Origin of the sequence: Mucilaginibacter aquatilis, from assembly GCF_009755275.1 — a bacterium.
Classification (GTDB): domain Bacteria; phylum Bacteroidota; class Bacteroidia; order Sphingobacteriales; family Sphingobacteriaceae; genus Mucilaginibacter; species Mucilaginibacter aquatilis.
In genome coordinates, this window is sequence record NZ_WQLA01000006.1 from 1 (window position 1) to 21,562 (window position 21,562).

Genomic DNA, 21,562 nt, shown 5'->3' on the forward strand with positions numbered 1-21,562 from the left:
ATAAACAAGTTCAGCACTTTTAAAAACGCTAAAGGTGTTAAACAACTGAATGCGCAGTTAAGCCGCAACCCTGCTTTAGCCAAAAGCTATGTAGAGGGTTTATACGCTTTCCAAATGAAAGACGGCCGCTTTGGATTAAAAGCAGACTACCGCATTGATTTAAACAAGATAGACTTTAAACGTTACGGCTCATTATTAGAGAGCTTTTATAAAGAGACTGCTTTCCACAGCTTTTACATGCAGCACGAAGGCATGTACAGCGAAATGGTAGCCAAGGCAAACAATGCATTCACTTTGGCAGCAGCACAAAAGTCAGTAAGCGCACAAGGTTACCAGGTAGTGGTATCAGCATTAGCCAAAGGCACCAATACCATGAGCATCAAAGGCCATGCCTACACTGAGGGTGTGATCTTTGCAGGCATGCAAGCTGAGGCTCAAAGCACTCCTGCACAGGTACTGGCCAGCAGAGAATAAACTGCAAAGCAAATAAAATATAAAACTCTATTATTAACTCAAATAAAGCAAGAGGTCGTGTCGAATTGATACGGCCTCTTTTACATTATATCATTGGATTAGCACTGTAAAGCGTCCATAGCTCATCAAGTGATTTTCCGGTCAGTTGCTTCCAGCTATCGGTGTTGTAGGTATGATTCCGCAATTGCTTATCTAGTTCTTTTACTACACCTTCCTTTTGCTTTTGCTCAATCCAGTTCAAAAACCTGGCGGTAACCCTGTAACTATTGGTATAATACTGCGTTGCTTTGTATTCAGGAAGTTTCCAGTTTGCTGCGTTATTATTAACGCCAAATTTGTACCGTACGTAATCGGCAATACCCTCAGTAAGCCATCCTGGTCCTACACTTTGCTTATAGTCTTGTACTATGTGCATCCCTTCATGCGTTACTACATCAATATCTTCAGGATGTGTTTTAAACCAGCCGGGGTTATAAACAATACGACCATTTGAAGTTGCTGCCACCCCTTTGTAGGCCGTATCAATAACAAAAGTCACTTCTTTAAGCGTTTTATTATTATACTCTTTGGCAATCTTAGGGTACACGTCAAAGAACGTTTCAATAAGTTTTTGCTTAACCGTGGGATTAAAACTGTTGTCATTGCTCGTAAATACTAATGTGTAACCCTTACGTTTAATGGTTTCCTTGTTTTGAGCATAAGTATTGTTAAAGGCAACCAGTGCCGTTAAACACAAGCTTAAGTAAAGTGCATGCTTTTTCATATGGCAATTTACGGTCATAAAGCCAAATCGCATAAGCAGTGTTAACATATACTATGTAAAAAATCATATACATTTGCACTGAATGCGTTAACGCCTTTAAGGCCAAAGCACCTTTATGAATACCATTGAAACACTATATAGCGAGGCGGTCAACCTGTTGAAAAGCCTAATTTCTACCCAGTCATTCAGCAGAGAGGAGGATAAGACTGCCGATATTATTGAAGCTTTTTTTAAACAGCACAACATCGGTACACAACGCAAGCTTAATAATGTATGGGCGTATAACAAGTATTATGACAAGGCAAAGCCAACTATTTTGCTTAATTCTCATCATGACACTGTGAAGCCCAATTCGGGTTATACACGTAACCCGCTTGATCCTGCGGTTGAGGACGGAAAACTTTATGGTTTAGGCAGTAACGATGCCGGTGGATGCCTGGTTTCACTTATCGTAGTGTTTATGCATTTTTACGAGCAAACCGATTTAAAATATAACTTCTGCATTGCTACCACCGCCGAGGAAGAGGTATCAGGGACTAACGGGCTTGAATTGGTGATACCTGATTTGGGTGAGCTTGAATTTGCCATTGTGGGCGAGCCAACCCTTATGCAACTAGCCATTGCCGAACGTGGCCTGATGGTGCTTGATTGCACAGCACATGGTAAAGCCGGGCACGCCGCCCGCGAAGAAGGAGAAAATGCTATTTATAAAGCCCTGGCAGATATCGAATGGTTCCGTAATTACCGTTTTACTGAAGAATCGGAGTTATTTGGCCCTATCAAAATGTCGGTTACTATTATAAACGCAGGTTCGCAGCATAATGTGGTTCCGGCTACCTGCACTTTCACGGTAGATGTGCGCGTTACCGATGCTTACCGCAACGAGGAAGTACTAAACATTATTCAACAGCAGGTAAGCTGTGATGTTGTACCACGATCTATAAGACTTAAGCCATCATCTATAGATAAAAACCACCCAATAGTGCAAGCCGGCATAAAGCTTGGCAGAAGCACTTACGGATCGCCAACCACATCAGATCAGGCTTTACTTGATATCCCGTCATTAAAAATGGGGCCTGGCGATTCGGCAAGATCACATACCGCCAATGAATTCATTTACCTTAAGGAAATTGAAGAAGGTATAGAGCTATACATCAAATTACTTGAAGAAATTGTTTAACAGCATATGGAGTTTGGCAAAGTAGCACAGCAGCAGCTTAGTTTTATTGATTACACTTTGCCGCCCGATATGCCTGTAACCGCGGCTTCGCTACAGCGAAAAAACTCTGCGCAACCTGAGGTTTACGTTGGATGTTCGAGCTGGGCACAAAAAGTTTGGAAAGGCAATTTATACCCACCCAAAACGCGGGACGCTGACTTTTTACAAGAGTATGTTAAGCATTTTAACATGATTGAGCTTAACACTACCCATTACCGTATGTATGATGCGGAAGCCATACGTAAATGGAAGGATAAAGCGTCTGCCAACCCTCATTTTAAGTTTTGCCCAAAGTTTAACCAATTAATAAGCCATATTAAAAGGCTTAAGGGTGCAGATGAGATAACTACCGATTTTTTGACAAGTATGCTGGCCTTTGAAGAAAAGCTGGGTCCGCTGTTTTTGCAGTTGAATGATAATTTTACTCCTAAGGATTTCTCGGTGTTGAAAGCTTTTCTTGAAAGCCTTCCGCGCGACCTGGAGATTTTTTTGGAGTTGCGTCATCGTGATTGGTTTGGTGTACCACAAACCCGGGATGCCGTGTTTGAATTAATGCACCGTTTGGGGATTGGCGCAATTGTAACCGATACTGCCGGCCGGCGCGATGTAGTGCATATGGGCTTACCAACACCTGCTTTATTTTTACGTTTTGTAGGCAACGCTTTACACCCTACTGATTACGTGCGAATGGATGAGTGGATTGAGCGTATTAAAGAATGGAGTAAAGGATGCCTTAAATCGGTTTACTTGGGCATGCACCAGTCTGACGAAGTAGCCGCGCCGGTGCTGTGTGATTATTTTATTGAGCGTATAAACAACGAACTTAACATGAGCATTGCCCGGCCGTTCAATACCCCTGAGCCAAATACATTGTTTAATCAGTAATAAAAACTTTATTAGTTTTCAGGAGCTGGCGAAGCTTCCTCTTCTTCCAGTAACTGCTTTTCATAAAGGTCAAAGTAAATGCCTTGCTTTTCCATCAGTTCCTGATGCGTGCCTTGTTCGGCTATGTGACCCTCATCCATCACCAGTATCTTTTCAGCATTACGAATGGTTGAAATACGGTGCGCAATAATTACGCTGGTTTTGCCTTTCATAACCCGCCCTAAGTTTCCTAAAATTTCCTCTTCGGTACGTGTATCAACAGCCGAAAGGCAGTCATCAAAAACAAGAATTTGTGGTTGTTTCATTATGGCACGGGCAATACTAACACGCTGTTTTTGTCCGCCCGAAAGGGTTACACCGCGTTCACCTATCAACGTTTGAAACTGCTGTTCAAGCTCCATGATATTCTTGTACACGGCAGCATCTTTAGCAGCCTGTTCTACAGCATTGATATCAAGTACATCGGCGCTAAATGCTATATTATTAGCAATGGTATCTGAAAACAGGAATACCTCCTGTGGTACAAACCCTACCTGCGATCGGTATCCTTCCAGGTTCAATTGCTTTAAAGGGTAACCATCAATCAAAACTTCGCCAGCAGTAACGTCATACATCCGCATAAGCAAGTTGGCAATGGTAGATTTACCCGAACCCGTACGGCCTATAATTGCCACCAGCTGCCCGGGTTCAACACTAAAGGATACAGACCTGAGTGCTTCAATGCCGGTATCAGGGTAAACAAAGCTTACGTTATTAAACTCTATTTTACCGGTTACAGGTTTTGGTAACACCGCAGGCGAAAATATTTCGGGCTGCTCAAACAAGAATTCATTGATGCGCTTTTGTGATGCCGCTGCACGCTGTATTAATGACGACACCCAGCCTAACGACATTACCGGGAAGGTAAGCTGCCCTAAGTAAACTATAAACTCGGCTATATTGCCCGAGGTTATATTACCTTTCATTACCTCTACCCCACCAATGTAAATAATAAGCACACTGCTAATCCCTACAAGCAATAACATCATTGGAAAAAACAAAGCCTGAACCTTGGTTAATTCCATTGACTGCGTTTTATAGTTTTCGCTTTCGTGACTAAATTTCACGTTTACAAAGTCTTCGCGAACGTATGACTTTATTACCCTGATACCTGATAGATTTTCCTGTACAAAGCTTGAAAGGGCCGAGAGGCGTTCCTGTATCTTTTCGCTACGAAGCTCAATTATGTTATTTACATAATATATACTCAGCACCAATAAAGGCATTGGCAATAACGAAAAGAAAGCTAAACGGGTATTTACGCTCATCATGGCGTAAACAGTAAGCACAAACAATACAACAGTGTTAATGGCATACATTATACCCGGACCAAGATACATACGCACCCTGCTAACATCTTCGGTAACACGGTTCATTAAATCACCGGTGTTGTGCCTGCGGTAAAAAGCCAGCGAAAGAAGCTGGTAATGCTCATAAATTTCATTCTTAAGGTCAAACTCAATATGCCTGGACATAAGGATGATGGTTTGACGCATAAAAAACAAAAACAAGCCTCTTAAAAGCGATAATGCTAAAACTAATACGCCAAAAAGTAACAAGCTGGCTCCAAATATATCGTAAATAACATACTGCCGCTCAAAGCCTGCATACAGGTGGTATATTTGTATATTTTCGGCCACCAGGTTGAAAGATATGCGTATAACCTGCGCCGGTAAAACTCCAAAAATATTGGATATAATTACAAACAGCACACCCGGCACCAGCCTCCAGCGGTACTTGTAAAAGAACTTATTTAAGTAAGCAAGGCTTTTCATAAGCTTGGCAAAGGTAGTAAAAAACACGCAGCGCCCTTAAATGTTCGTCACTGTGAAAAACAGACTTTAGGCTTCCGTGATCAGTTTCATGTAAACAAGATAACACATACCCCTAGGCACCTATTTAGCCAACGCCGTTTAGGTTTAATCAAAAAAATATCTACTTTTGCACCAGCATTGGTTAACTGGTTTATTAAAGCAATAATAGCAGCAAGCTGGCGTTTATTTTTTGCAATTACAGCAACAAAACAATTGCTCAACTGCTTAACTTAATTCAACCCGTAACCGAAACATTAATTAGTACCGAAAAAACCGTTCTTACCCATGTTAAACAGAAGGCACCTTAGGGTTAAAGTATTACAGGCATTATACGCTTATCATCAATCTGAGCCAAAAGATAAGAAACAGCACGAAAAGCTTTTGTTGCAAAACATTGATAAGGTTTTCGAAATGTACATCTGGATGCTGTCATTAATTGATGAAGTAATACAATATGCCGCCAACGATGCCCAGGAACGCGCTAACAAGCACCTTCCTACCGCCGAGGATCTAAATCCTAATCTTAAAATTCTTGAAAACCGCTTTATTGCTTCGCTGCATGTAAACAAAGATTACATTGCTGCTATCAAAAAATACAAAGTATCGTGGGATTTTGAACCTGAGCTGGCAAAATCATTATTTATCACGCTGAAGAACTCTGACGACTACCGTGCGTACCTTCAAAAAACCGACGATACGCTGCAAACCGATAAAGACATCATTAAATTTATCTTTAAAAAGGTAATTCTTAAGTCGCAGTTAGCTGAGCAGGTTTTTGAAGATAAGTTTATTGCCTGGCCGGTTGATAAAGACGTATTGCAGGCATTGATAGCTAAAACTTTCAAAAACTTCTCATACGACGATCCGAAGCAGAATAAACTGGCTGATGTTACAGGTAACTGGGCAGAAGACCAAGACTTTATAGTTGACCTGTTTGAGCTGGCCGTGCGTTATGACGCCGACTACCAAGGCATGATTGGCCAGAAAACCCAAAACTGGGAGCCTGAACGTATTGCCATGATGGATACCCTGCTAATGAAAATGGCAATCACTGAATTTATAAACTTCAACTCAGTACCGGTTAAGGTTACTATAAATGAGTACCTGGAGATAGCCAAAGAATTCAGCACACCAAAAAGCAACTCGTTTATAAACGGTATTTTAGATAAAATTTTATTCGAATTAAAAGAGCAGAACCGTGTGCGTAAAACAGGCCGCGGACTTATTGAATAACAATGATCAAAAAAATTACCGCAGGTTTATGCCTGGCAATTGCCCTCAGCGCCTGCAACCAAACCAATAATACACAGCAAACTGCTGATAGTACAGCCGTTGCCGATGGGGCAGTAGCAAAGAGCTTAAGTGCAGCCGAGGCTCCGGTTATGAAGTTTGAAACAGAAGCTCATGATTTCGGAAAAATAAAACAGGGTGATAAGGTTACCTATGAGTTTAAATATACCAATTCGGGTAAATCACCTTTAATTATTAAAGATGCGTACGCAACCTGTGGCTGTACTGTACCTGAATTTGACAAAACACCAATAGCGCCTGGTGCCTCGAGCGTAATAAAGGTTACGTTTGACAGTGCCGGAAAAATTGGTATGCAGGAAAAAATTATAACCGTAGTAGCTAACACTGTACCGGCCGAAAACCGGGTACGCCTTATTGGCGAAGTTTTGGCAAAAGATGCGGTAAAAACTAAGTAGTACTTATTTAAGAATATATAGAATGTTAGGAACAATTTTATTACAAGCTGGCGGCGGTATGGCTACTCAGCAAATAGTGGTAATGGTTTTGATTATTGTGGTGTTTTATTTTTTTATGATACGCCCGCAAATGAAGAAACAAAAAGACCAGAAAAAGTATGTTGAGGAACTAAAAAAAGGCGATCGTATAGTTACAACAGCCGGCATACACGGCCGTATTGTTGACCTAAATGAAACCACCTTTTTGGTTGAAGTTGATAACGGCCGAATTCGCTTTGATAAAGCAGCCATTTCACTTGATGCCTCAAAAGCACTAAATGCACCGGCTAAAGAAAAAGAAGCCAAAGCTTAATAAACAGAATATTGAAAATGCCGTTTCTTTTTTTAGCAAGAGAAACGGCATTTTAATTTTGCGGTAAACCAAGCTACGCAAAGCGTTATAACTAAAGCACTATTTGCCTATGCCCATCATAAAACTATCTGTATCTGAAAGAAGGCGTTTGTCGGTATTTATCACCTGCTTCCTTATTGCCACAGTGGCATGGATTTTAGCTACCTTATCGGGCACTTATAGTTTTACAGTTAAACAGGCAATAACCTTTAAAAACGCACCACAAAAGCGCGCCTTCAGGGCATTACAGCCCGATACGGTAGAAGCAATAATGCAGGGCACCGGCTGGCAGGTATTATTTTCAAAAGTAAGTTCATCTACCGAACCGGTAAAGGTTGATTTGCATACCCTTGAGCATAGCAATTACATTGCTTTGAACACTCAAATTGCACAAATTAACAAAGTGATGGACGCGCGTCACAAAATAATTGCCTTCACACCCGATACGTTGTATTTCGATTTCACAAACCGGGTAGTTAAAAGGGTACCAATTGAACCGGTATTAAATTTAACTTACCAGCAGCAGTATCAGCAATCAGAGAAAATTCAGCTCAAACCGGCTTACGTTACCTTAAACGGGCCTGGTAATGTAATTGAACATATTACATCCTGGAAAACTGATACGCTTAAGCTTGATAACGTTAATCAACCAATCAATACGACGCTTGGCTTGCAACCGGTAAAAGAGGGCAACATTAGCATATATCCTAAAAGCACTCAACTTAAAGTACCGGTTGAGGAGTTTACCGAGAAGACGCTTAGCATACCCGTGAAACTTATAAATAACGTGCATTACTACAATGTAAAGATGGTACCGCATAGGGTTAATATTACCTTCACAGTTCCATTGAGCAGATACACAGAGCTTGACGAGGATTTTTTTGAGGCCACTGCTGATTTTGGATTATGGGAACAAGGCTATACCGTTTTACCTGTAAACATAACCCGTGTGCCTGCTTACTGCCGCATTGTTAAAACTGTTCCGCGTAACATTAACTTTCTTGTAAAAAAATAAGATGCTAAAAATTGGTATAACCGGCAACATAGGCAGTGGCAAAACAACAGTATGCCGTGTTTTTGAGCTTTTAGGCATACCTGTTTTCTACTCAGACGACGCTGCCAAGCAAGTGATGACTACTGATACGCAACTTATTAAAAACTTAAAGCAGCACTTTGGCAACGAGGCATACTTTGACAATGGCACCTTGAATAAAAAATTTATAAGTTCAATTGTGTTTAATAATGCCGCTGAGCTTAACAAACTTAACAGCCTAGTCCATCCTGCGGTATTCAGGGCATTTGATGCCTGGATAATTAATCATACTGCTGCTCCATACGTTTTAAAAGAAGCTGCCATATTGTTTGAAAGCGGCTCTTACAAAGATTGCGATCACACTATACTGGTTACAGCACCTACCCCAGCCCGGCTACAGCGTGTAATAGAGCGCGATAATATTACCATTGAACAAGCCGAAGCACGCAACTCAAAGCAAATGCCGCAGGAGGAAAAAGTAAAGCTGGCTGATTACATTATCAATAATGATAATTCAGCTCTGGTTATTCCGCAGGTACTGCACCTTCATAAATTATTTACCCGGCAATAACACCCAACTGTTTATTCATGATTTTAGAAGATTTTATTGCCTTTGATGCTAACGGGCTTTATTGTCGTTATGGCAACTTCTATTTAGATCCGCAGCAACCTGTAGAGCATGCCATAATTAGTCATGCACACGGCGACCATGCCGTACCTGGCAACCACAGCATACACTGCACTGCACCTACCCGTGATTTTATGCAGTTACGGTACGGTAAAAATGCTGGTAAAAACTTCGCAATACATGCATGGCATGAATACTTTGATGTTGGTGGGGTACGAATCAAATTCATATCGGCCGGACACATGCTTGGCTCAGCCCAAATAGTAATGGAATACAAAGGTGTTACTTACCTGTACACCGGCGACTATAAGTTACAGGCTAATCCTACCTGCCAACCTATTGAATGGGTACACGCCGATGTGCTTATTACTGAAAGTACCTTTGCCAATCCTCAAACCCTGCACCCTGATCCCGTTGCCGAAATAAAGAAACTGGACGATATTAAAACAAACATTTTACTGGGTGCTTACGGCTTAGGTAAAGCACAACGGTTAATAAGAATGATAAATGATTTTGTTCCGCAAAAAAAAGTACTTGTACACTTTCGTATCTCGCCACTAAATGCCATTTATGAAAAACATGGGGTTAATTTAGGAAATTATGAGCTGTACAGCCGCAAGCTGATGAAAGTGCAAAACGAGTACGTTTACATTGTTCCGCCGTTTACATTTGATAGTTACTACAAGGCTACAGGTGTCACAAGGCTGTTTGCTTCGGGATGGAAAAACCTTCAGGTGAATGAAAAAGACACGCTGTATATATCAGACCATGCCGATTGGAATGATGTTTTACAAACCATTGAACATGTAAAGCCCCAACAACTATGGACTTTGCACGGTGATGGCACGCATCTGAAAAAGCACTTTGCCGGTAAGTTAATTACTAAATCATTGTCTTAAAACATACGTATGATATTTGTCCTTAACAATTTGGAATCGATAGCGTAATTGTACAATCCTCTCTTGCCTTAGCTAAAAAATTAACTAATATTTGAATTTAATAAATTAAACAGCAAATTTACGCCGAAGATTAATAAATGCTATCTTACTTAAATTCAAGGTTTTTGATGTATTACAAAATCTTCAATACAAAATAATAAGCGGTTTTATAACCTTAAACAAAATTTAAGCAGGTAAATGTTACCCTCTTATTTATTATAATTGTAGTTGAATGAAAATAGAAGACGAAATACAGAGCAGCAAATTTGAAGATAATTACCACAAAGCTGTAATTAATATATCATACACTTCGGGCTGGCTAAGTAATTTGCTACGTTTAAATTTCGAAAAGTATAACCTCACCAGTCAGCAGTTTAACGTACTGCGTATTTTACGCGGACAAAGACCCAAACCTGTAACCATAAACATGATTAAGGAACGCATGATAGACAAGATGTCTGACGCATCGCGTATTGTTGACCGATTGGTTCAAAAGGAGTTGGTATCTCGCTGCACCAATAACATTGACCGGCGTGCGGTTGATATACATATTACCAATAAAGGCCTTGAAATTTTAGACAAGATGGATGTTGAATTTAAAACATCAGACTTGTTCAGGCATAACCTTACCGAAGACGAGGCATCACAGCTTAGCGACTTATTAGACAAACTTAGAGGATAGCAACTTGCCTATTACGTTTTGCCAAACGGTTTATTAAACAATAAACTTCCAGTTTTAGGGTTAATGTAAAAAATGTTAAACAATGCCTTTAAGTTAGGTAGCATGTTTTTAGCATAGTATATTTACCACCATTACACCATTGGAGTTTTCCTGATGATATACCGTTACGCTTTATTTATTTTTATCATATCCCTGTTTAGCTCTCCTGTATTTGCACAAAAGCAGGATAGTGTAAGCCTGAACAGCATTATCGAAAAAACAGGCAAAATGGCCAGCTCGCGGCCTATTGAAAAACTGTACCTGCATTTTGATAAACCTTACTATGCTGTTGATGATACCGTTTTTTTTAAAGCATACTTAACAGACAACTATAAGCAACCCTCTCAACTGAGTAAGGTTATATACGTTGAGCTGATGAATAGCCGCGACTCATTGGTGCAAATGCTTAAGCTGCCTGTAAAAGAAGGCGTAGCTTACGGAAGCATACCCCTGCCCGAACTTACTTTTAGGCAGGATAATTATCACATACGTGCCTACAGTAAGTGGATGGCCAACTTTGATGCCGCGTACTTCTTTACCAAAACGCTGCCTGTTGGCAATGCTATTGACAAGCAAATAAACACTTTCATTAGCTCCACAAAAACCGGTTCAGATAAATCCTTACAAGTTACATCACGTATAGTATTTAAAGATACGGATGGCAACCCTCAAGCCGGTAAAAAGGTTACCTGGGAAGTTAGCAGCAATGTTGATGATGTAGCCAAAGGCAAAGGCACAACCGATCAGAACGGCGCAATAACCGTAAGCTTCACCAACAACAAACAGGTTGACTTAACTGGTGCGGCAATTACTGCATTCATTGATTTAGGTAGCGGAAAAAGAGCGGGCCGAAACTTTCCGCTTAAATCAGTATTAGGCAATGCCGATGTACAGTTCTTTCCTGAGGGAGGAGAATTGCTTAATGGAACCCGTACGCGTGTTGCAGTAAAAGCCGTATCATCAAACGGACGCGGAATTAATTTTACCGGTGTTATAACTGATAACAGCGGCGCTACGGTTGCTAATATCAGCTCACAACACGCGGGCATGGGCTCATTCACCATGCTGCCCGAAACCGGCAAACAGTATAAAGCAAATATTACATTTACCAATGGCTTAAAAGCAAGTTATGACCTGCCTAAGGTGCAGGTTTCAGGTATCAATTTAAGCATGACAACAGCTGATGCTCAAAATGTAACGCTTAAAATGCTGGCCAGCCCTGCTTTCTTTGAAGCTAATAAGGGTAAAGTTTTTTATATCATAGCGCAAAGCTCAAACACAGTCTGCTTCGCAGCGCAAACAGCTTTAAAAGAGCAGATTTTTTCTGCCAATATTCCATCGAGTAAATTTCCTACGGGCTTAGTACAATTTACTTTGTTTACCAGTACAGGTATACCGGTAAGTGAGCGTTTGATATTTGTTCAGCATAAAGATCAGCTTAACCTCAATGTAACCAGTGATAAGCCTGCATATGGTGTAAGACAAAAGGTTAAATTTAATGTAACTGCCAAAAACAAAACCGGACCAGTTGATGGAAACTTCTCCGTATCGGTAATAGATGAAAGCAAGGTGCCTGTTGATGAGGATGGCGAAACAACCATACTAACCAGCTTGCTCCTAACGTCTGATTTAAAAGGTTACATTGAAAAACCAAACTATTATTTTAACAAGGTTAATAATCAAACCGTGTCCGACCTTGATGTATTGATGTTGACACAAGGATATCGTCGTTTTTCATATACTGATGTAATAGCAGGCAGGTTACAGCCCATTACCTATTTACCTGAGCAAGGCATTGAAATAGCAGGCACGTTGCGTACGCTTAACGGAATGCCTTTCAAAGGCGGAAATGTGCGTTTATACATCCCTGATAAGTATTTTTCGGCCAATGCCGTAAGTGATCCGGAGGGTCGTTTTAAATTCAGCAATTTGTCCTTCCCCGATTCTATGAAGATAATTGCTACTGCTAAAAATAACTATAACGGCAAAAACCTGATGTTGATGCTCGAGCCTATTACCTACCCGGCCATTAACAAAAATCAGCTTTACCCTGATGAGGTTGCCAATATTGACAGCACCATGCGCCCTTACCTGCTAAACAGTAAAAAACAGTTTAACAGTATGCACGTGCTTAAAGAAGTAGTTGTACGTGCGCCTAAAACTCCTAAAATTAACCATACGGCTTACCCCGCCCTATCAGGCTTAAGCAGTATTCCGGACCATTTAGTAACCGGCGACCGCTTTATTTGCCCTATGTTGTTAACCTGTTTACAAGGCACGCTTATGGGTGTAACTTATGATCAAAGCACTAATGCGTTTTACGTAACCCGCGATTACAATCAGGGCCGCAGGGTACCAATGGCTATTTATGTACGCGGTATGCCTGTTGATGTGAATTATCTTGCCAGCATGCAGTCAACAGATGTTGAATCGGTTGAAATCTTTTTGCGAGATGATTTGGGCTTGATTAACAACGCCAACCAAACTAACGGCGTATTGGTTTTTAACACCAAAACACCGCCAAAAGGCACAAAAATAAGCTTGCAAGAGTTACAGGAACTTATTCCGCAGCCTAATACTGTTAACATAATGCCTAAGGGTTATGATATTGCACGCGAGTTTTATATGCCTAAGTACGATGTGCCTAAACCCGTAGGGATGGATTTACGCAGCACCATTTATTGGAATCCCCGTGTAGTTACTGATAAGGCTACCGGCGCTACAAGCGTTGAATTTTACAATGCCGATGGCAAAGGAAGCTACCGTGCAGTAATTGAAGGCTTTGATAAAGATGGTAACATAGGCCGGTCGGTTTACCGGTACAAAGTGCAGTAAATGATGACTAATGATCTGCAGCAAACTTTCGGTAATATTGATATCTATCTGTTCGATCAGTTATTGAAGGGCCGTTATGACAATTGCCAAAAAGTGTTGGATGTAGGATGTGGAGGCGGCAGAAACCTGATTTGGTTTCTGCAAAACAATTACGAAGTGCACGGCATCGACCCTAACCCCGAAGCGATTGAAAATGTTAAGCAATTATCTGCTCACCTGGCCCCATTAAACAGCTTGCAAAACTTTGAGGTTGGTGTTGCAGAAAACTTACCCTTTGCAGATGGAAGCTTTGATTTGCTCATTTGCAGCGCCGTTTTGCATTTTGCCAGTAATCATGAGCATTTCGACAATATGCTTCGTTCCATGTGGCGTGTTTTAAAACATGGCGGCTATTTGTTTGTGCGGCTGGCATCAAACACAGGCATTGAAAACCTGGTACAGCACACCGGCGGCGGCCGTTATTTGCTGCCCGATGGTTCAGAGCGGTACTTGGTGGATGAAGAAAGATTGCTTAATTATACTACCGAATTAGGTGCCTATTTACATGAGCCAATCAAAACTACAAATGTTCAAAACTTACGATGTATGACAACATGGTGCCTGCAAAAACTATAAACACACAATAACGGGCGACTCCTGTCAGTTGTCTAAATCTTTAATTTGCAGTTTATACTTTGGTGGTAATATCGCTTCTTTAAGCAACCAATCGAATTTTAATTGCTTAGCTAACTTGTACAGCCACAATGCCGGCCTAAGCCACTGAAGGCTGTTAAAATTTAACAGCTTAAAAACCTGGTTTGGTACAAGCAGCATTTGTACCTGCTTTAACAATAGGTAACGCCCGGTGCCCAAATGTTTGCGGTACTGCCTGTATAGGTCAATTGTAAAGTTGCTGCAAACTAAGTTTTCTTTTAAATGATTTTCACGCGTTACAATCCATCCGTTATAGCTTTGGGGTAAGTCTTGTATTTGCATACGCTTACCAAGGCGATAAAAAACATCATAAAGCTCGCCCTTTTCGTTGTCTGTAAGTTTACGTTCAAGCAGTTCAAATGATCGCACCGAGTAATCAATCAAAAGATACAAAACATCGCGGTAAGCCCATTGAGGTATTTCCATACCTCTTGCTGTTTCTACTCCTTTATGTATAGCGGTTATTTTATCTATAGCCCACAAAGCATCATCATACTTTGAGAATAATATTTTCTTGGAATATTCAACGGTTGAAAACAAACGTGCTAACGGATCGGCAGGTAAGTTACCGGTGAAGTAAAGCCAGTCTACTGCCTTATTAAGTGCAAACTCAGCCGCTGCACCGGCAAATATAAAAAGAACCGTATCAGCCTTCCCCCATATATTACGCACTATTGAATTCTCACTCACGAAATATTTCATAATTAAAAGTACTTTTATATACAAAGTTAATCAATAAAACTGAGTTTTTATCACTTATATTTCTATAAATCATATATATACTCAAACCAAGGTACTTAGAAATCACTCATTGTACCTATCAAGTAGTAAAACATTATTTAAGTATGAACACTTATACAGTGCAATAAATCTCAGATGATCATGACAACTCTTACAAAGCTAATCCCGGGAATTATATTAATAGCAATTCTTACAACCTTCAGTCATACCGCTGTGGCGCAATCACAAGCAACTATGACAGCAGATGCTAACAAAAAGTACCAGCAAGCCGATAAGGAACTGAATACCGTATTTGCACAAATTGTTAAGGAGTATTCGAAAAAACCGTTTTTTGTAAGAAAAATGAAAGCAGCGCAGCGCTTATGGATTAAATTACGCAATGCGGACCTGACTGCCCGGTTTCCTGATGCCGGCGGAAGTTCGGCAGCAATGTGTAAGGCCTTTTACCTCGAAAACGTAACACGAGAACGAACAAAATATTTACGTGCCTGGATAACCGGAATACCTGAGGGAGATGTTTGCAGCGGATCTATAAAAATAGGGCAACCATAAAACTTAGGATTACCTACTGCAGGTAAAGGGAATGGTTCGATTATTTAGGGCATTTTCTGCTGCTTGCTTAATGTACAAGTTGCGACGCTGAAGCAATTTTGTAAGATAAGGTTTCAATAGCCACTTGTCAATCATGTTACCCAGATGGCCTAAAGGCGAACGGAAAACAAACTCATCTTCCATAAGTGTACCGTGAGGTTGCGGCCAAAAAGCATGGTAATGGCGCATATATTTAAACGGCCCAACAGTCATAGCGTCGACAAAATATCCGGGGTCATTCAGTTCAATAATCTTTACCGTCATTTTAAAAGGAAGGCAAAAGTGCATGGCTTTCCACGTTACGGCTTCATTTAAATGAATTAGGCCTTTGGTAATGCCTGCGATTGCCTTTTCCCTGTGGCTATGCATGCTTTCAACATGTACATCAATACTGCGCGCAAGGTTAAAGCAATTGGCAACCGGTGCTTCAATAAATGTTTGTAGTTTAATTACTGCCATTCAAGTTTTGAGTTTGATAGTCACAGCGAAAGCATATATTGATTAGCACGTGCCCATCTTTGTTAAAAATCATTTATTTATTGCTTATAATCTCATCTACAGCTTGTGGCGCAGCCACATACTTAAATGTATAGCCAGCATCAAGTAAGCGTTTTGGAGTAACCCAACGGCTTTTAAGTATCAACTCTGTTTCGGTTCCAATGAGCAGTGCACCTATTTCAAGCAACCAGCCCGGCGCAGGTAACCCAATTAATGAATTACAGCTCTTACGTATGCTAAGCATTAAATCTGAGTTTTGTATTGCTTGGGGTGCGGTGCAGTTAATTACTCCCTCAAGCTCATTGTGCTCTAAAAGAATTTGTGTTATTCCGGCAACATCACTTTCATGTATCCATGATACATATTGTTTTCCGTTACCTTGCTTGCCACCCAAGCCAAACTTCACCAGGTTGTGCAACCTCGGAAATACGCCGTCGCCGGCGCCTAAAACAATGCCCATTCGCAAGGCTATTTTACGTGTAGCGGGTGTAACGGTATTGAAAAAGGTTTGTTCCCATTGTTTACATACATCTACAGAAAACCCACTACCAATTTGGCCACTATATTCATCCTGAGCGCAATCTTCAGCGTGGCGGTAAATTGTGGCTGATGTTACATTGATCCAAAGTTTTGGCGGGTTAGCAAGCTTGCCTATAACTTCACCTAACAAGGCAGTAGGAACAACTCTTGATGCAATTATTTCCTTCTTATTTTTCTCGGTATACCGGCAGTTTACGTTTTTTCCACAAAGGTTTATCAGCATATCGGCATTATCCAATACTTCGGTCCAGTCACCTTCATTTTGGCCGTCCCAAACAACAGTTTTAATGTTTCCGTTGCTTACAGCCGGCTTGCGGCTTAGTATAATCACCTGGTTAGCCTCGTGTTTATAAAAGTTTGCCAATACTGTGCCCAGGTAACCGTTACCTCCAGCAAGTATAATTTTGTTGTACTTTTTCATTCTAGTTGTTTAAATAAATAAGCGCTAAAACCAATAACCGGTACGCCACCCAGCTTATGGTAAGCAGCCATCCGAGCTTCAATATCCGTGTGCGGCGTATATGCTCAAGCAACATTAAACCTGCTACGCCCATAAAACAAGCGATATAAATCCAGGCGTCCAAGGCTATAAAAACACCTACGCCCAAAAGCGGCAGTAACAACAAAGCGCCGCCAAAAGATATAGTCATCATATTACCCAGGTAGTCCCAGCGTTTAGCGGGCATAAACATTGAGATTATAATGCCCTGAAATATTATCTGACCGCCGCAAATAAAGTATTCCCTTAACATATGCCCTACCGGCACAACAGGTGCCAGATGTACTGCATAGCTGGTTAAAACCATGGCAACAACCAACCAGCTAAATATCAAATAGGCAACCCTGTAGCCCAATCTAAATGATGGCTGTAACTGATCATCCTCCTTGTTAACCGCAGGGACGATGACCCTGCGGTTATAAGATATAAATGCATAAACTTTACGCAGTAGCCAAATGAAAGGCGCAAAACCAAACAGCGGTTTAAAAACAGGCCATGCATTCCCAAATACTTTTAATAAACTTTGGATGCCGTAACTTACCTGGCCTGTTTTGGTATTCACTAAGGCAATTTCATTTACTGCACGGTGCAGGTCAACCACAGGGCAAACCTCGGTGGGCATGTTTTGATAACTTGCCCTGCCATTACTACCAAGCATGCCAGCGTTTACAAATGTTTTGGTATACAGCTTGCACATAGGGCAATTTGCATCGTAAAGTATGATGTGGTTTTCGAGCGTCTTCATGGCTTATTCAATTTGGCAATGCAATTGAAATACAAACACTATTGATTATGAGGCTGGCCAACTGTTTGCTGAGCACGGCTGCGCAGCTTAAAAAATATGGTAAGGTTAAGAAAATGCATGGCACCTAATATTAAAATGATAGTGCCTATTTTACGGCTCAATACCTCAATGAGTACACGGGCATCGGCAATTACTCCGGTTTCTTTAAGTACCAGTGATATGTAACCAACGTTGATAAGGTAGAACCCAACCACCAGTAATTTATTTACAGAATCGGCAAGGAGTGTATTTCCATGGAAAATGTCGACCAGGAACACCCGTCCGTTACTGAATAAAACCCTGGCAACCCAAACAGTTAAGGCAATGCTGATTAACAAATAAACAATGTAAGTTAAAATGAAGTAGTTCATGATGTTATAAATTAAATGTATAATAATTATTGAATTTTCAGTATTTTTTGAAACATTGATTTAAAAAAATAAGACCTATTTGAAGATCTTAAAAATTGAACCCCAAAACCAGTTTTCCTCAGCTTTCAGCATGGTTTCGAGCGTTTTATTTACGTTGCCTGCAAGTTTATTTATGCTGGTTATAGATGTTTTAAAAGTTTTGTACTCAGGGTCCTTTTCATCGCCTTTAACGGCAGATAGTTCGTTCAATACCTTAAGTATTGGGTCGAGCTCTCTTTTCTTTCTTTCCTGAGCAACCTGCCTTGCAATGGTCCAGGTATCTTTTTCAGCAAAAAAATACTCTTTGCGCTCGCCGGCTTTGTGCTGCTTCTCTATCAGCCCCCATCCTATCAGGTCGCGCAAGGTCATGTTCGCGTTTCCGCGTGATATGCTCAGTGCCTCCATAATTTCTTCGGTAGTCATGGCAACCGGTGATGTCAGCAGCAAAGCGTGCACCTGAGCCATGGTTCTGTTTATTCCCCACTCTGATCCCAGCTTACCCCACGCTTCAATAAACTTACTTTTGGCTTCCGCTAATTCCATGGTCAAATGTATCAATACTTATTAAACTTTCAAAACTTATTGAAAGTTTTTTTAGATATTATTCACTTTTTGATTTACTCAGCTTCTCAAAAGGCACAACTCCAATGCGGTTTGACCAGTTATTGTATAGTTGCTCAAGCTTTTTTACTGTTTGCGGGTACTTTACTGATAAATCATTTTGTTCAGAGCGATCTTCAACTATATTATACAAATGCCATTTATTGGCAGGATAATCAGACACCAGTTTCCAGCTGCCCTGCCTAACCGCCCTATTGCCTTCGTGCTCCCAAAAAAGAGCATCATGGCCTTTCCATGGCTTACCTTTTATTACAGGCAACAGGCTGATACCTTCGGTTGGCTTAATTGAATTGCCTTTGTAAGTTGACGGATATTTAGCCCCGGATAAATCAATACAGGTAGCCATTAAATCAACAAGGTGACCCGGCTGTTTACTTTCTATATGCTTCTTAATTACTGCCGGGTAACTTACTATAAAAGGCGTGGCTGTGCCACCCTCATAAACCCAGTGCTTAAAAAGCGTTAGTGGCGTGTTACTCACGTTAGCACCTTCAAAGCCGTAAGCCGTAAAAGATGATGGGTCGCTTGCCGGCTTTTGGTTTGCAGCAAGCATTTCAGGGGTAAAGCCCGGTCCCTTGATGCTTTCACTGCTTGCGCCATTGTCTGACAGAAACATAATTACGGTATTGTTTTCCTCTCCGCTTTCGCGTATTGCCTGTTTAATACGGCCAATATTTTGGTCCATACGATCAATCATGGCTGCATACACCGCCATTTTTTCATCCCAAACCGTTTTTTCAGCATCTGTAAGCGAGTTCCAATCAGGCACTTTGCTATCACGTGGAGACAGTGTGGTTGTAGTGTTAATAATTCCCAACTGCTTCATCCGATTAAAGCGTTGCTTACGCAGCTTATCCCAGCCGGCCATATATTTACCTTTATACTTTGCAACATCGGCAGGCAAGGCATGTAACGGCCAGTGCGGGGCGGTAAAGGCCATGTATAAAAAGAAAGGCTTCCCGCTTTGCTTGTTGTCTTTAATATACTTTACCGCATAATCGGCATATGCATCTGTTGCATAAAATCCTTTTTGTGGCACATACGACTGATCATCTAACGCAATAGTTAATTTTTGATTTGGCCGGTAAGGATTTGTAGGATCAAAATAGCTGCCCGCACCATCAATTAAACCAAAATGATGATCAAAGCCCCTGTTAACCGGCCACCTGCCGGGTGCTGTGCCTACATGCCACTTACCCGCCATATAAGTATTGTAACCAGCTCCTTTAAGCACCTCGGCAATGGTTACGCAATTATTGTTGAGCCACCCTTGGTACGCAGGCTCAACACGGTGGTTAACCATATCACCTACCCCTGCCTGGTGTTGGTAAAGTCCTGTTAACAAAGATGCTCTTGAGGGGCAACACCTTGATGCGTTATAAAACTGCGTCATTACCAAACCCGTTTTAGCCATACGGTCAAGGTTGGGTGTTTGCGTTTCTGAGCCAAAGCAACCAATGTCTGAGTAGCCCATATCATCGGCCAGTATAATTATGATGTTGGGCTTTTTTGTAACCACATGTTTTTTTTGTGCATGGGCTTGATTAAAAGCAAGTACTAATGCAGGAAAAATAAAAATTGCTTTAATGAAGTTCATAGAAAGGCGTGTTGAAAATTGGCTTAGCGTAAATATAGCCAATTGCATAATCATTTAAATTAAAGCAGATAAGAGCAGGATGGCAGTAGTGCAGCGTACTGCCGTTGCTCACATTCTTTATACAATACCTGCACATATTTAATTGCTTATCTTTGCATTTGTGAATCAAAATTCGCTCAAATACAGTCAATTAATTAAAGATGAGGCCAAACGCCTTGGCTTTATGTTTTGCGGTATTGCTAAAGCAGATTTTTTGGAAGAAGAGGCACCCCGACTGGAGAACTGGCTTAAACAGGGCAGACATGGCGAGATGCAATACATGGAAAACTACTTCGATAAACGCCTTGATCCGCGTTTACTGGTTGATGGAGCCCGTTCAGTAATATCGCTTGCTTTAAATTATTATACTGATAAGCAGCAAACCGATCCCCTGGCGCCTAAAATTTCCAAGTACGCTTACGGGATGGATTACCACGACGTAATTAAAAACAAACTTAAAGAGCTACTATACTTTATTCACGAAAATATTGGCGATGTTGGCGGAAGGGCTTTTGTTGATTCGGCCCCGGTGCTTGACAAGGCATGGGCGCAACGCGCCGGCCTGGGCTGGGTGGGTAAAAACGCAAACCTAATTAACAAAAAAAATGGTTCGTTCTTTTTTTTGGCCGAACTCATTGTAGATGCCGAACTGGCTTATGATATTGCCCCCACTACTGATCATTGCGGTACCTGCACCCGTTGCATAGATGCCTGCCCAACTGATGCCATTGTGGCTCCTTATGTGGTTGATGGCAGCCGGTGTATTTCATACCTCACCATTGAGCTAAAAAATAATATCCCTGAAGAATTTAAAGGAAAAACCGATGATTGGATGTTTGGCTGTGACGTATGCCAAAACGTTTGCCCCTGGAACCGTTTCTCACTAACCCATACCGAACCTGCCTTTACCCCACACCCCGATCTTTTAGAGATGAGCCGCCGCGACTGGCAGGAAATTACACAGGAGACGTTTCAGGCGGTTTTCAAAAAATCAGCGGTGAAGCGCACTAAGTACTCGGGGCTTAAAAGGAATATTGAGTTTTTAGGGTAATAAAAAAAATATGAGGATAAGCTGAAATAACAGGCTTATCCTCCTACCAGAT

Annotated in this window: 23 protein-coding genes; 14 read left to right on the forward strand and 9 right to left on the reverse strand. The window is 41.1% G+C overall.

The features are described 5' to 3' along the window. Positions 1–474, forward strand: a 474-nt coding sequence (locus GO816_RS14330) for a DUF4932 domain-containing protein (protein ID WP_157542637.1), incomplete at its 5' end; no start/stop codon positions are given. 85 nt (positions 475–559) lie between these two features. Here GO816_RS14330 and GO816_RS14335 read toward each other — a convergent pair. Further along, positions 560–1,237, reverse strand: a complete 678-nt coding sequence (locus GO816_RS14335) for a basic secretory family protein (RefSeq protein WP_232336586.1) — start codon at positions 1,235–1,237, stop codon at positions 560–562. Between the two features lie 115 nt (positions 1,238–1,352). Here GO816_RS14335 and GO816_RS14340 point away from each other — a divergent pair, with 115 nt between their 5' ends. Further along, positions 1,353–2,417 carry a M20 family metallo-hydrolase gene (locus tag GO816_RS14340; protein ID WP_157542638.1) on the forward strand — a complete coding sequence of 355 codons (1,065 nt, stop codon included), beginning with the start codon at positions 1,353–1,355 and terminating at the stop codon, positions 2,415–2,417. Between the two features lie 6 nt (positions 2,418–2,423). Beyond that, positions 2,424–3,341, forward strand: coding sequence for a DUF72 domain-containing protein (locus GO816_RS14345; protein WP_157542639.1), 918 nt, complete (start codon positions 2,424–2,426; stop codon positions 3,339–3,341). 11 nt (positions 3,342–3,352) lie between these two features. On the opposite strand, the gene GO816_RS14350 is transcribed toward GO816_RS14345, so the two are convergent. After that, the gene (locus tag GO816_RS14350; protein ID WP_157542640.1) at positions 3,353–5,155 is read right to left on the reverse strand and encodes an ABC transporter ATP-binding protein; all 1,803 of its coding nucleotides are present in this window, start codon (positions 5,153–5,155) and stop codon (positions 3,353–3,355) included. A 324-nt stretch (positions 5,156–5,479) separates the two neighbouring features. Between GO816_RS14350 and nusB the strand changes: the two genes are divergently transcribed. From nusB to GO816_RS14395, 9 genes are all read left to right on the forward strand, one after another. Then, on the forward strand, positions 5,480–6,427 hold the full coding sequence (nusB, locus tag GO816_RS14355) for a transcription antitermination factor NusB (protein WP_157542641.1): 948 nt from the start codon (positions 5,480–5,482) through the stop codon (positions 6,425–6,427). A 2-nt stretch (positions 6,428–6,429) separates the two neighbouring features. Further along, a complete protein-coding gene (locus GO816_RS14360; RefSeq protein ID WP_157542642.1) occupies positions 6,430–6,900 on the forward strand; it encodes a DUF1573 domain-containing protein in 471 nt (156 codons plus the stop codon). Between the two features lie 22 nt (positions 6,901–6,922). Continuing rightward, complete coding sequence (gene yajC / locus GO816_RS14365; protein WP_157542643.1) at positions 6,923–7,252, forward strand: preprotein translocase subunit YajC; 330 nt, start codon at positions 6,923–6,925, stop codon at positions 7,250–7,252. Positions 7,253–7,361: 109 nt separating this feature from the next. Beyond that, positions 7,362–8,306 (forward strand): YbbR-like domain-containing protein, encoded by a 945-nt coding sequence (locus GO816_RS14370; RefSeq protein ID WP_157542644.1) that lies wholly within the window; start codon positions 7,362–7,364, stop codon positions 8,304–8,306. Between the two features lies 1 nt (position 8,307). Continuing rightward, on the forward strand, positions 8,308–8,895 hold the full coding sequence (coaE, locus tag GO816_RS14375; protein WP_157542645.1) for a dephospho-CoA kinase: 588 nt from the start codon (positions 8,308–8,310) through the stop codon (positions 8,893–8,895). Between the two features lie 17 nt (positions 8,896–8,912). Further along, complete coding sequence (locus GO816_RS14380; RefSeq protein WP_157542646.1) at positions 8,913–9,851, forward strand: exonuclease; 939 nt, start codon at positions 8,913–8,915, stop codon at positions 9,849–9,851. A 271-nt stretch (positions 9,852–10,122) separates the two neighbouring features. Beyond that, on the forward strand, positions 10,123–10,572 hold the full coding sequence (locus GO816_RS14385) for a MarR family winged helix-turn-helix transcriptional regulator (protein ID WP_157542647.1): 450 nt from the start codon (positions 10,123–10,125) through the stop codon (positions 10,570–10,572). Positions 10,573–10,725: 153 nt separating this feature from the next. After that, positions 10,726–13,446 (forward strand): Ig-like domain-containing protein, encoded by a 2,721-nt coding sequence (locus tag GO816_RS14390; protein ID WP_232336587.1) that lies wholly within the window; start codon positions 10,726–10,728, stop codon positions 13,444–13,446. Further along, the gene (locus GO816_RS14395) at positions 13,447–14,061 is read left to right on the forward strand and encodes a class I SAM-dependent methyltransferase (RefSeq protein WP_232336588.1); all 615 of its coding nucleotides are present in this window, start codon (positions 13,447–13,449) and stop codon (positions 14,059–14,061) included. It begins immediately after the preceding gene. Between the two features lie 24 nt (positions 14,062–14,085). Here the strand turns inward: GO816_RS14395 and GO816_RS14400 are convergent, their stop codons facing one another. Continuing rightward, positions 14,086–14,841 carry an oxygenase MpaB family protein gene (locus GO816_RS14400; RefSeq protein WP_157542648.1) on the reverse strand — a complete coding sequence of 252 codons (756 nt, stop codon included), beginning with the start codon at positions 14,839–14,841 and terminating at the stop codon, positions 14,086–14,088. 180 nt (positions 14,842–15,021) lie between these two features. On the opposite strand from GO816_RS14400, the gene GO816_RS14405 reads away from it, so the two are divergent. Continuing rightward, the gene (locus tag GO816_RS14405) at positions 15,022–15,432 is read left to right on the forward strand and encodes a lysozyme inhibitor LprI family protein (protein ID WP_157542649.1); all 411 of its coding nucleotides are present in this window, start codon (positions 15,022–15,024) and stop codon (positions 15,430–15,432) included. Positions 15,433–15,441: 9 nt separating this feature from the next. Here GO816_RS14405 and GO816_RS14410 read toward each other — a convergent pair whose 3' ends face one another. The 6 genes from GO816_RS14410 to GO816_RS14435 form a co-directional block, all read right to left on the reverse strand. After that, complete coding sequence (locus GO816_RS14410; protein WP_157542650.1) at positions 15,442–15,930, reverse strand: SRPBCC family protein; 489 nt, start codon at positions 15,928–15,930, stop codon at positions 15,442–15,444. Between the two features lie 73 nt (positions 15,931–16,003). Continuing rightward, a complete protein-coding gene (locus tag GO816_RS14415; protein ID WP_157542651.1) occupies positions 16,004–16,930 on the reverse strand; it encodes a TIGR01777 family oxidoreductase in 927 nt (308 codons plus the stop codon). 1 nt (position 16,931) lies between these two features. After that, positions 16,932–17,753, reverse strand: coding sequence for a thiol-disulfide oxidoreductase DCC family protein (locus GO816_RS14420; RefSeq protein ID WP_157542652.1), 822 nt, complete (start codon positions 17,751–17,753; stop codon positions 16,932–16,934). 38 nt (positions 17,754–17,791) lie between these two features. After that, positions 17,792–18,163, reverse strand: coding sequence for a hypothetical protein (locus GO816_RS14425; RefSeq protein ID WP_157542653.1), 372 nt, complete (start codon positions 18,161–18,163; stop codon positions 17,792–17,794). Positions 18,164–18,238: 75 nt separating this feature from the next. Next, positions 18,239–18,745, reverse strand: coding sequence for a GbsR/MarR family transcriptional regulator (locus GO816_RS14430; protein ID WP_157542654.1), 507 nt, complete (start codon positions 18,743–18,745; stop codon positions 18,239–18,241). Positions 18,746–18,803: 58 nt separating this feature from the next. Then, entirely contained in the window at positions 18,804–20,420 is a 1,617-nt protein-coding gene (locus GO816_RS14435) for an arylsulfatase (RefSeq protein WP_157542655.1), read from the reverse strand. 160 nt (positions 20,421–20,580) lie between these two features. On the opposite strand from GO816_RS14435, the gene queG reads away from it, so the two are divergent. Then, positions 20,581–21,510 (forward strand): tRNA epoxyqueuosine(34) reductase QueG, encoded by a 930-nt coding sequence (gene queG / locus GO816_RS14440; RefSeq protein ID WP_317163639.1) that lies wholly within the window; start codon positions 20,581–20,583, stop codon positions 21,508–21,510. Positions 21,511–21,562 lie beyond the last annotated feature (52 nt).

Coding starts and splice junctions, on each gene's coding strand:
- GO816_RS14420 (WP_157542652.1), bottom strand. CDS start 17,753: ATGAAGACGCTCGAAAACCACATCATACTTTACGATGCAAATTGCCCT.
- GO816_RS14410 (WP_157542650.1), bottom strand. CDS start 15,930: ATGGCAGTAATTAAACTACAAACATTTATTGAAGCACCGGTTGCCAAT.
- GO816_RS14345 (WP_157542639.1), top strand. CDS start 2,424: ATGGAGTTTGGCAAAGTAGCACAGCAGCAGCTTAGTTTTATTGATTAC.
- yajC (WP_157542643.1), top strand. CDS start 6,923: ATGTTAGGAACAATTTTATTACAAGCTGGCGGCGGTATGGCTACTCAG.
- GO816_RS14435 (WP_157542655.1), bottom strand. CDS start 20,420: ATGAACTTCATTAAAGCAATTTTTATTTTTCCTGCATTAGTACTTGCT.
- GO816_RS14380 (WP_157542646.1), top strand. CDS start 8,913: ATGATTTTAGAAGATTTTATTGCCTTTGATGCTAACGGGCTTTATTGT.
- GO816_RS14335 (WP_232336586.1), bottom strand. CDS start 1,237: ATGAAAAAGCATGCACTTTACTTAAGCTTGTGTTTAACGGCACTGGTT.
- GO816_RS14415 (WP_157542651.1), bottom strand. CDS start 16,930: ATGAAAAAGTACAACAAAATTATACTTGCTGGAGGTAACGGTTACCTG.
- GO816_RS14405 (WP_157542649.1), top strand. CDS start 15,022: ATGACAACTCTTACAAAGCTAATCCCGGGAATTATATTAATAGCAATT.
- GO816_RS14430 (WP_157542654.1), bottom strand. CDS start 18,745: ATGGAATTAGCGGAAGCCAAAAGTAAGTTTATTGAAGCGTGGGGTAAG.
- GO816_RS14390 (WP_232336587.1), top strand. CDS start 10,726: ATGATATACCGTTACGCTTTATTTATTTTTATCATATCCCTGTTTAGC.
- GO816_RS14360 (WP_157542642.1), top strand. CDS start 6,430: ATGATCAAAAAAATTACCGCAGGTTTATGCCTGGCAATTGCCCTCAGC.
- coaE (WP_157542645.1), top strand. CDS start 8,308: ATGCTAAAAATTGGTATAACCGGCAACATAGGCAGTGGCAAAACAACA.
- GO816_RS14425 (WP_157542653.1), bottom strand. CDS start 18,163: ATGAACTACTTCATTTTAACTTACATTGTTTATTTGTTAATCAGCATT.
- GO816_RS14340 (WP_157542638.1), top strand. CDS start 1,353: ATGAATACCATTGAAACACTATATAGCGAGGCGGTCAACCTGTTGAAA.
- GO816_RS14395 (WP_232336588.1), top strand. CDS start 13,447: ATGATGACTAATGATCTGCAGCAAACTTTCGGTAATATTGATATCTAT.
- GO816_RS14370 (WP_157542644.1), top strand. CDS start 7,362: ATGCCCATCATAAAACTATCTGTATCTGAAAGAAGGCGTTTGTCGGTA.
- GO816_RS14385 (WP_157542647.1), top strand. CDS start 10,123: ATGAAAATAGAAGACGAAATACAGAGCAGCAAATTTGAAGATAATTAC.
- GO816_RS14350 (WP_157542640.1), bottom strand. CDS start 5,155: ATGAAAAGCCTTGCTTACTTAAATAAGTTCTTTTACAAGTACCGCTGG.
- GO816_RS14400 (WP_157542648.1), bottom strand. CDS start 14,841: ATGAAATATTTCGTGAGTGAGAATTCAATAGTGCGTAATATATGGGGG.
- nusB (WP_157542641.1), top strand. CDS start 5,480: ATGTTAAACAGAAGGCACCTTAGGGTTAAAGTATTACAGGCATTATAC.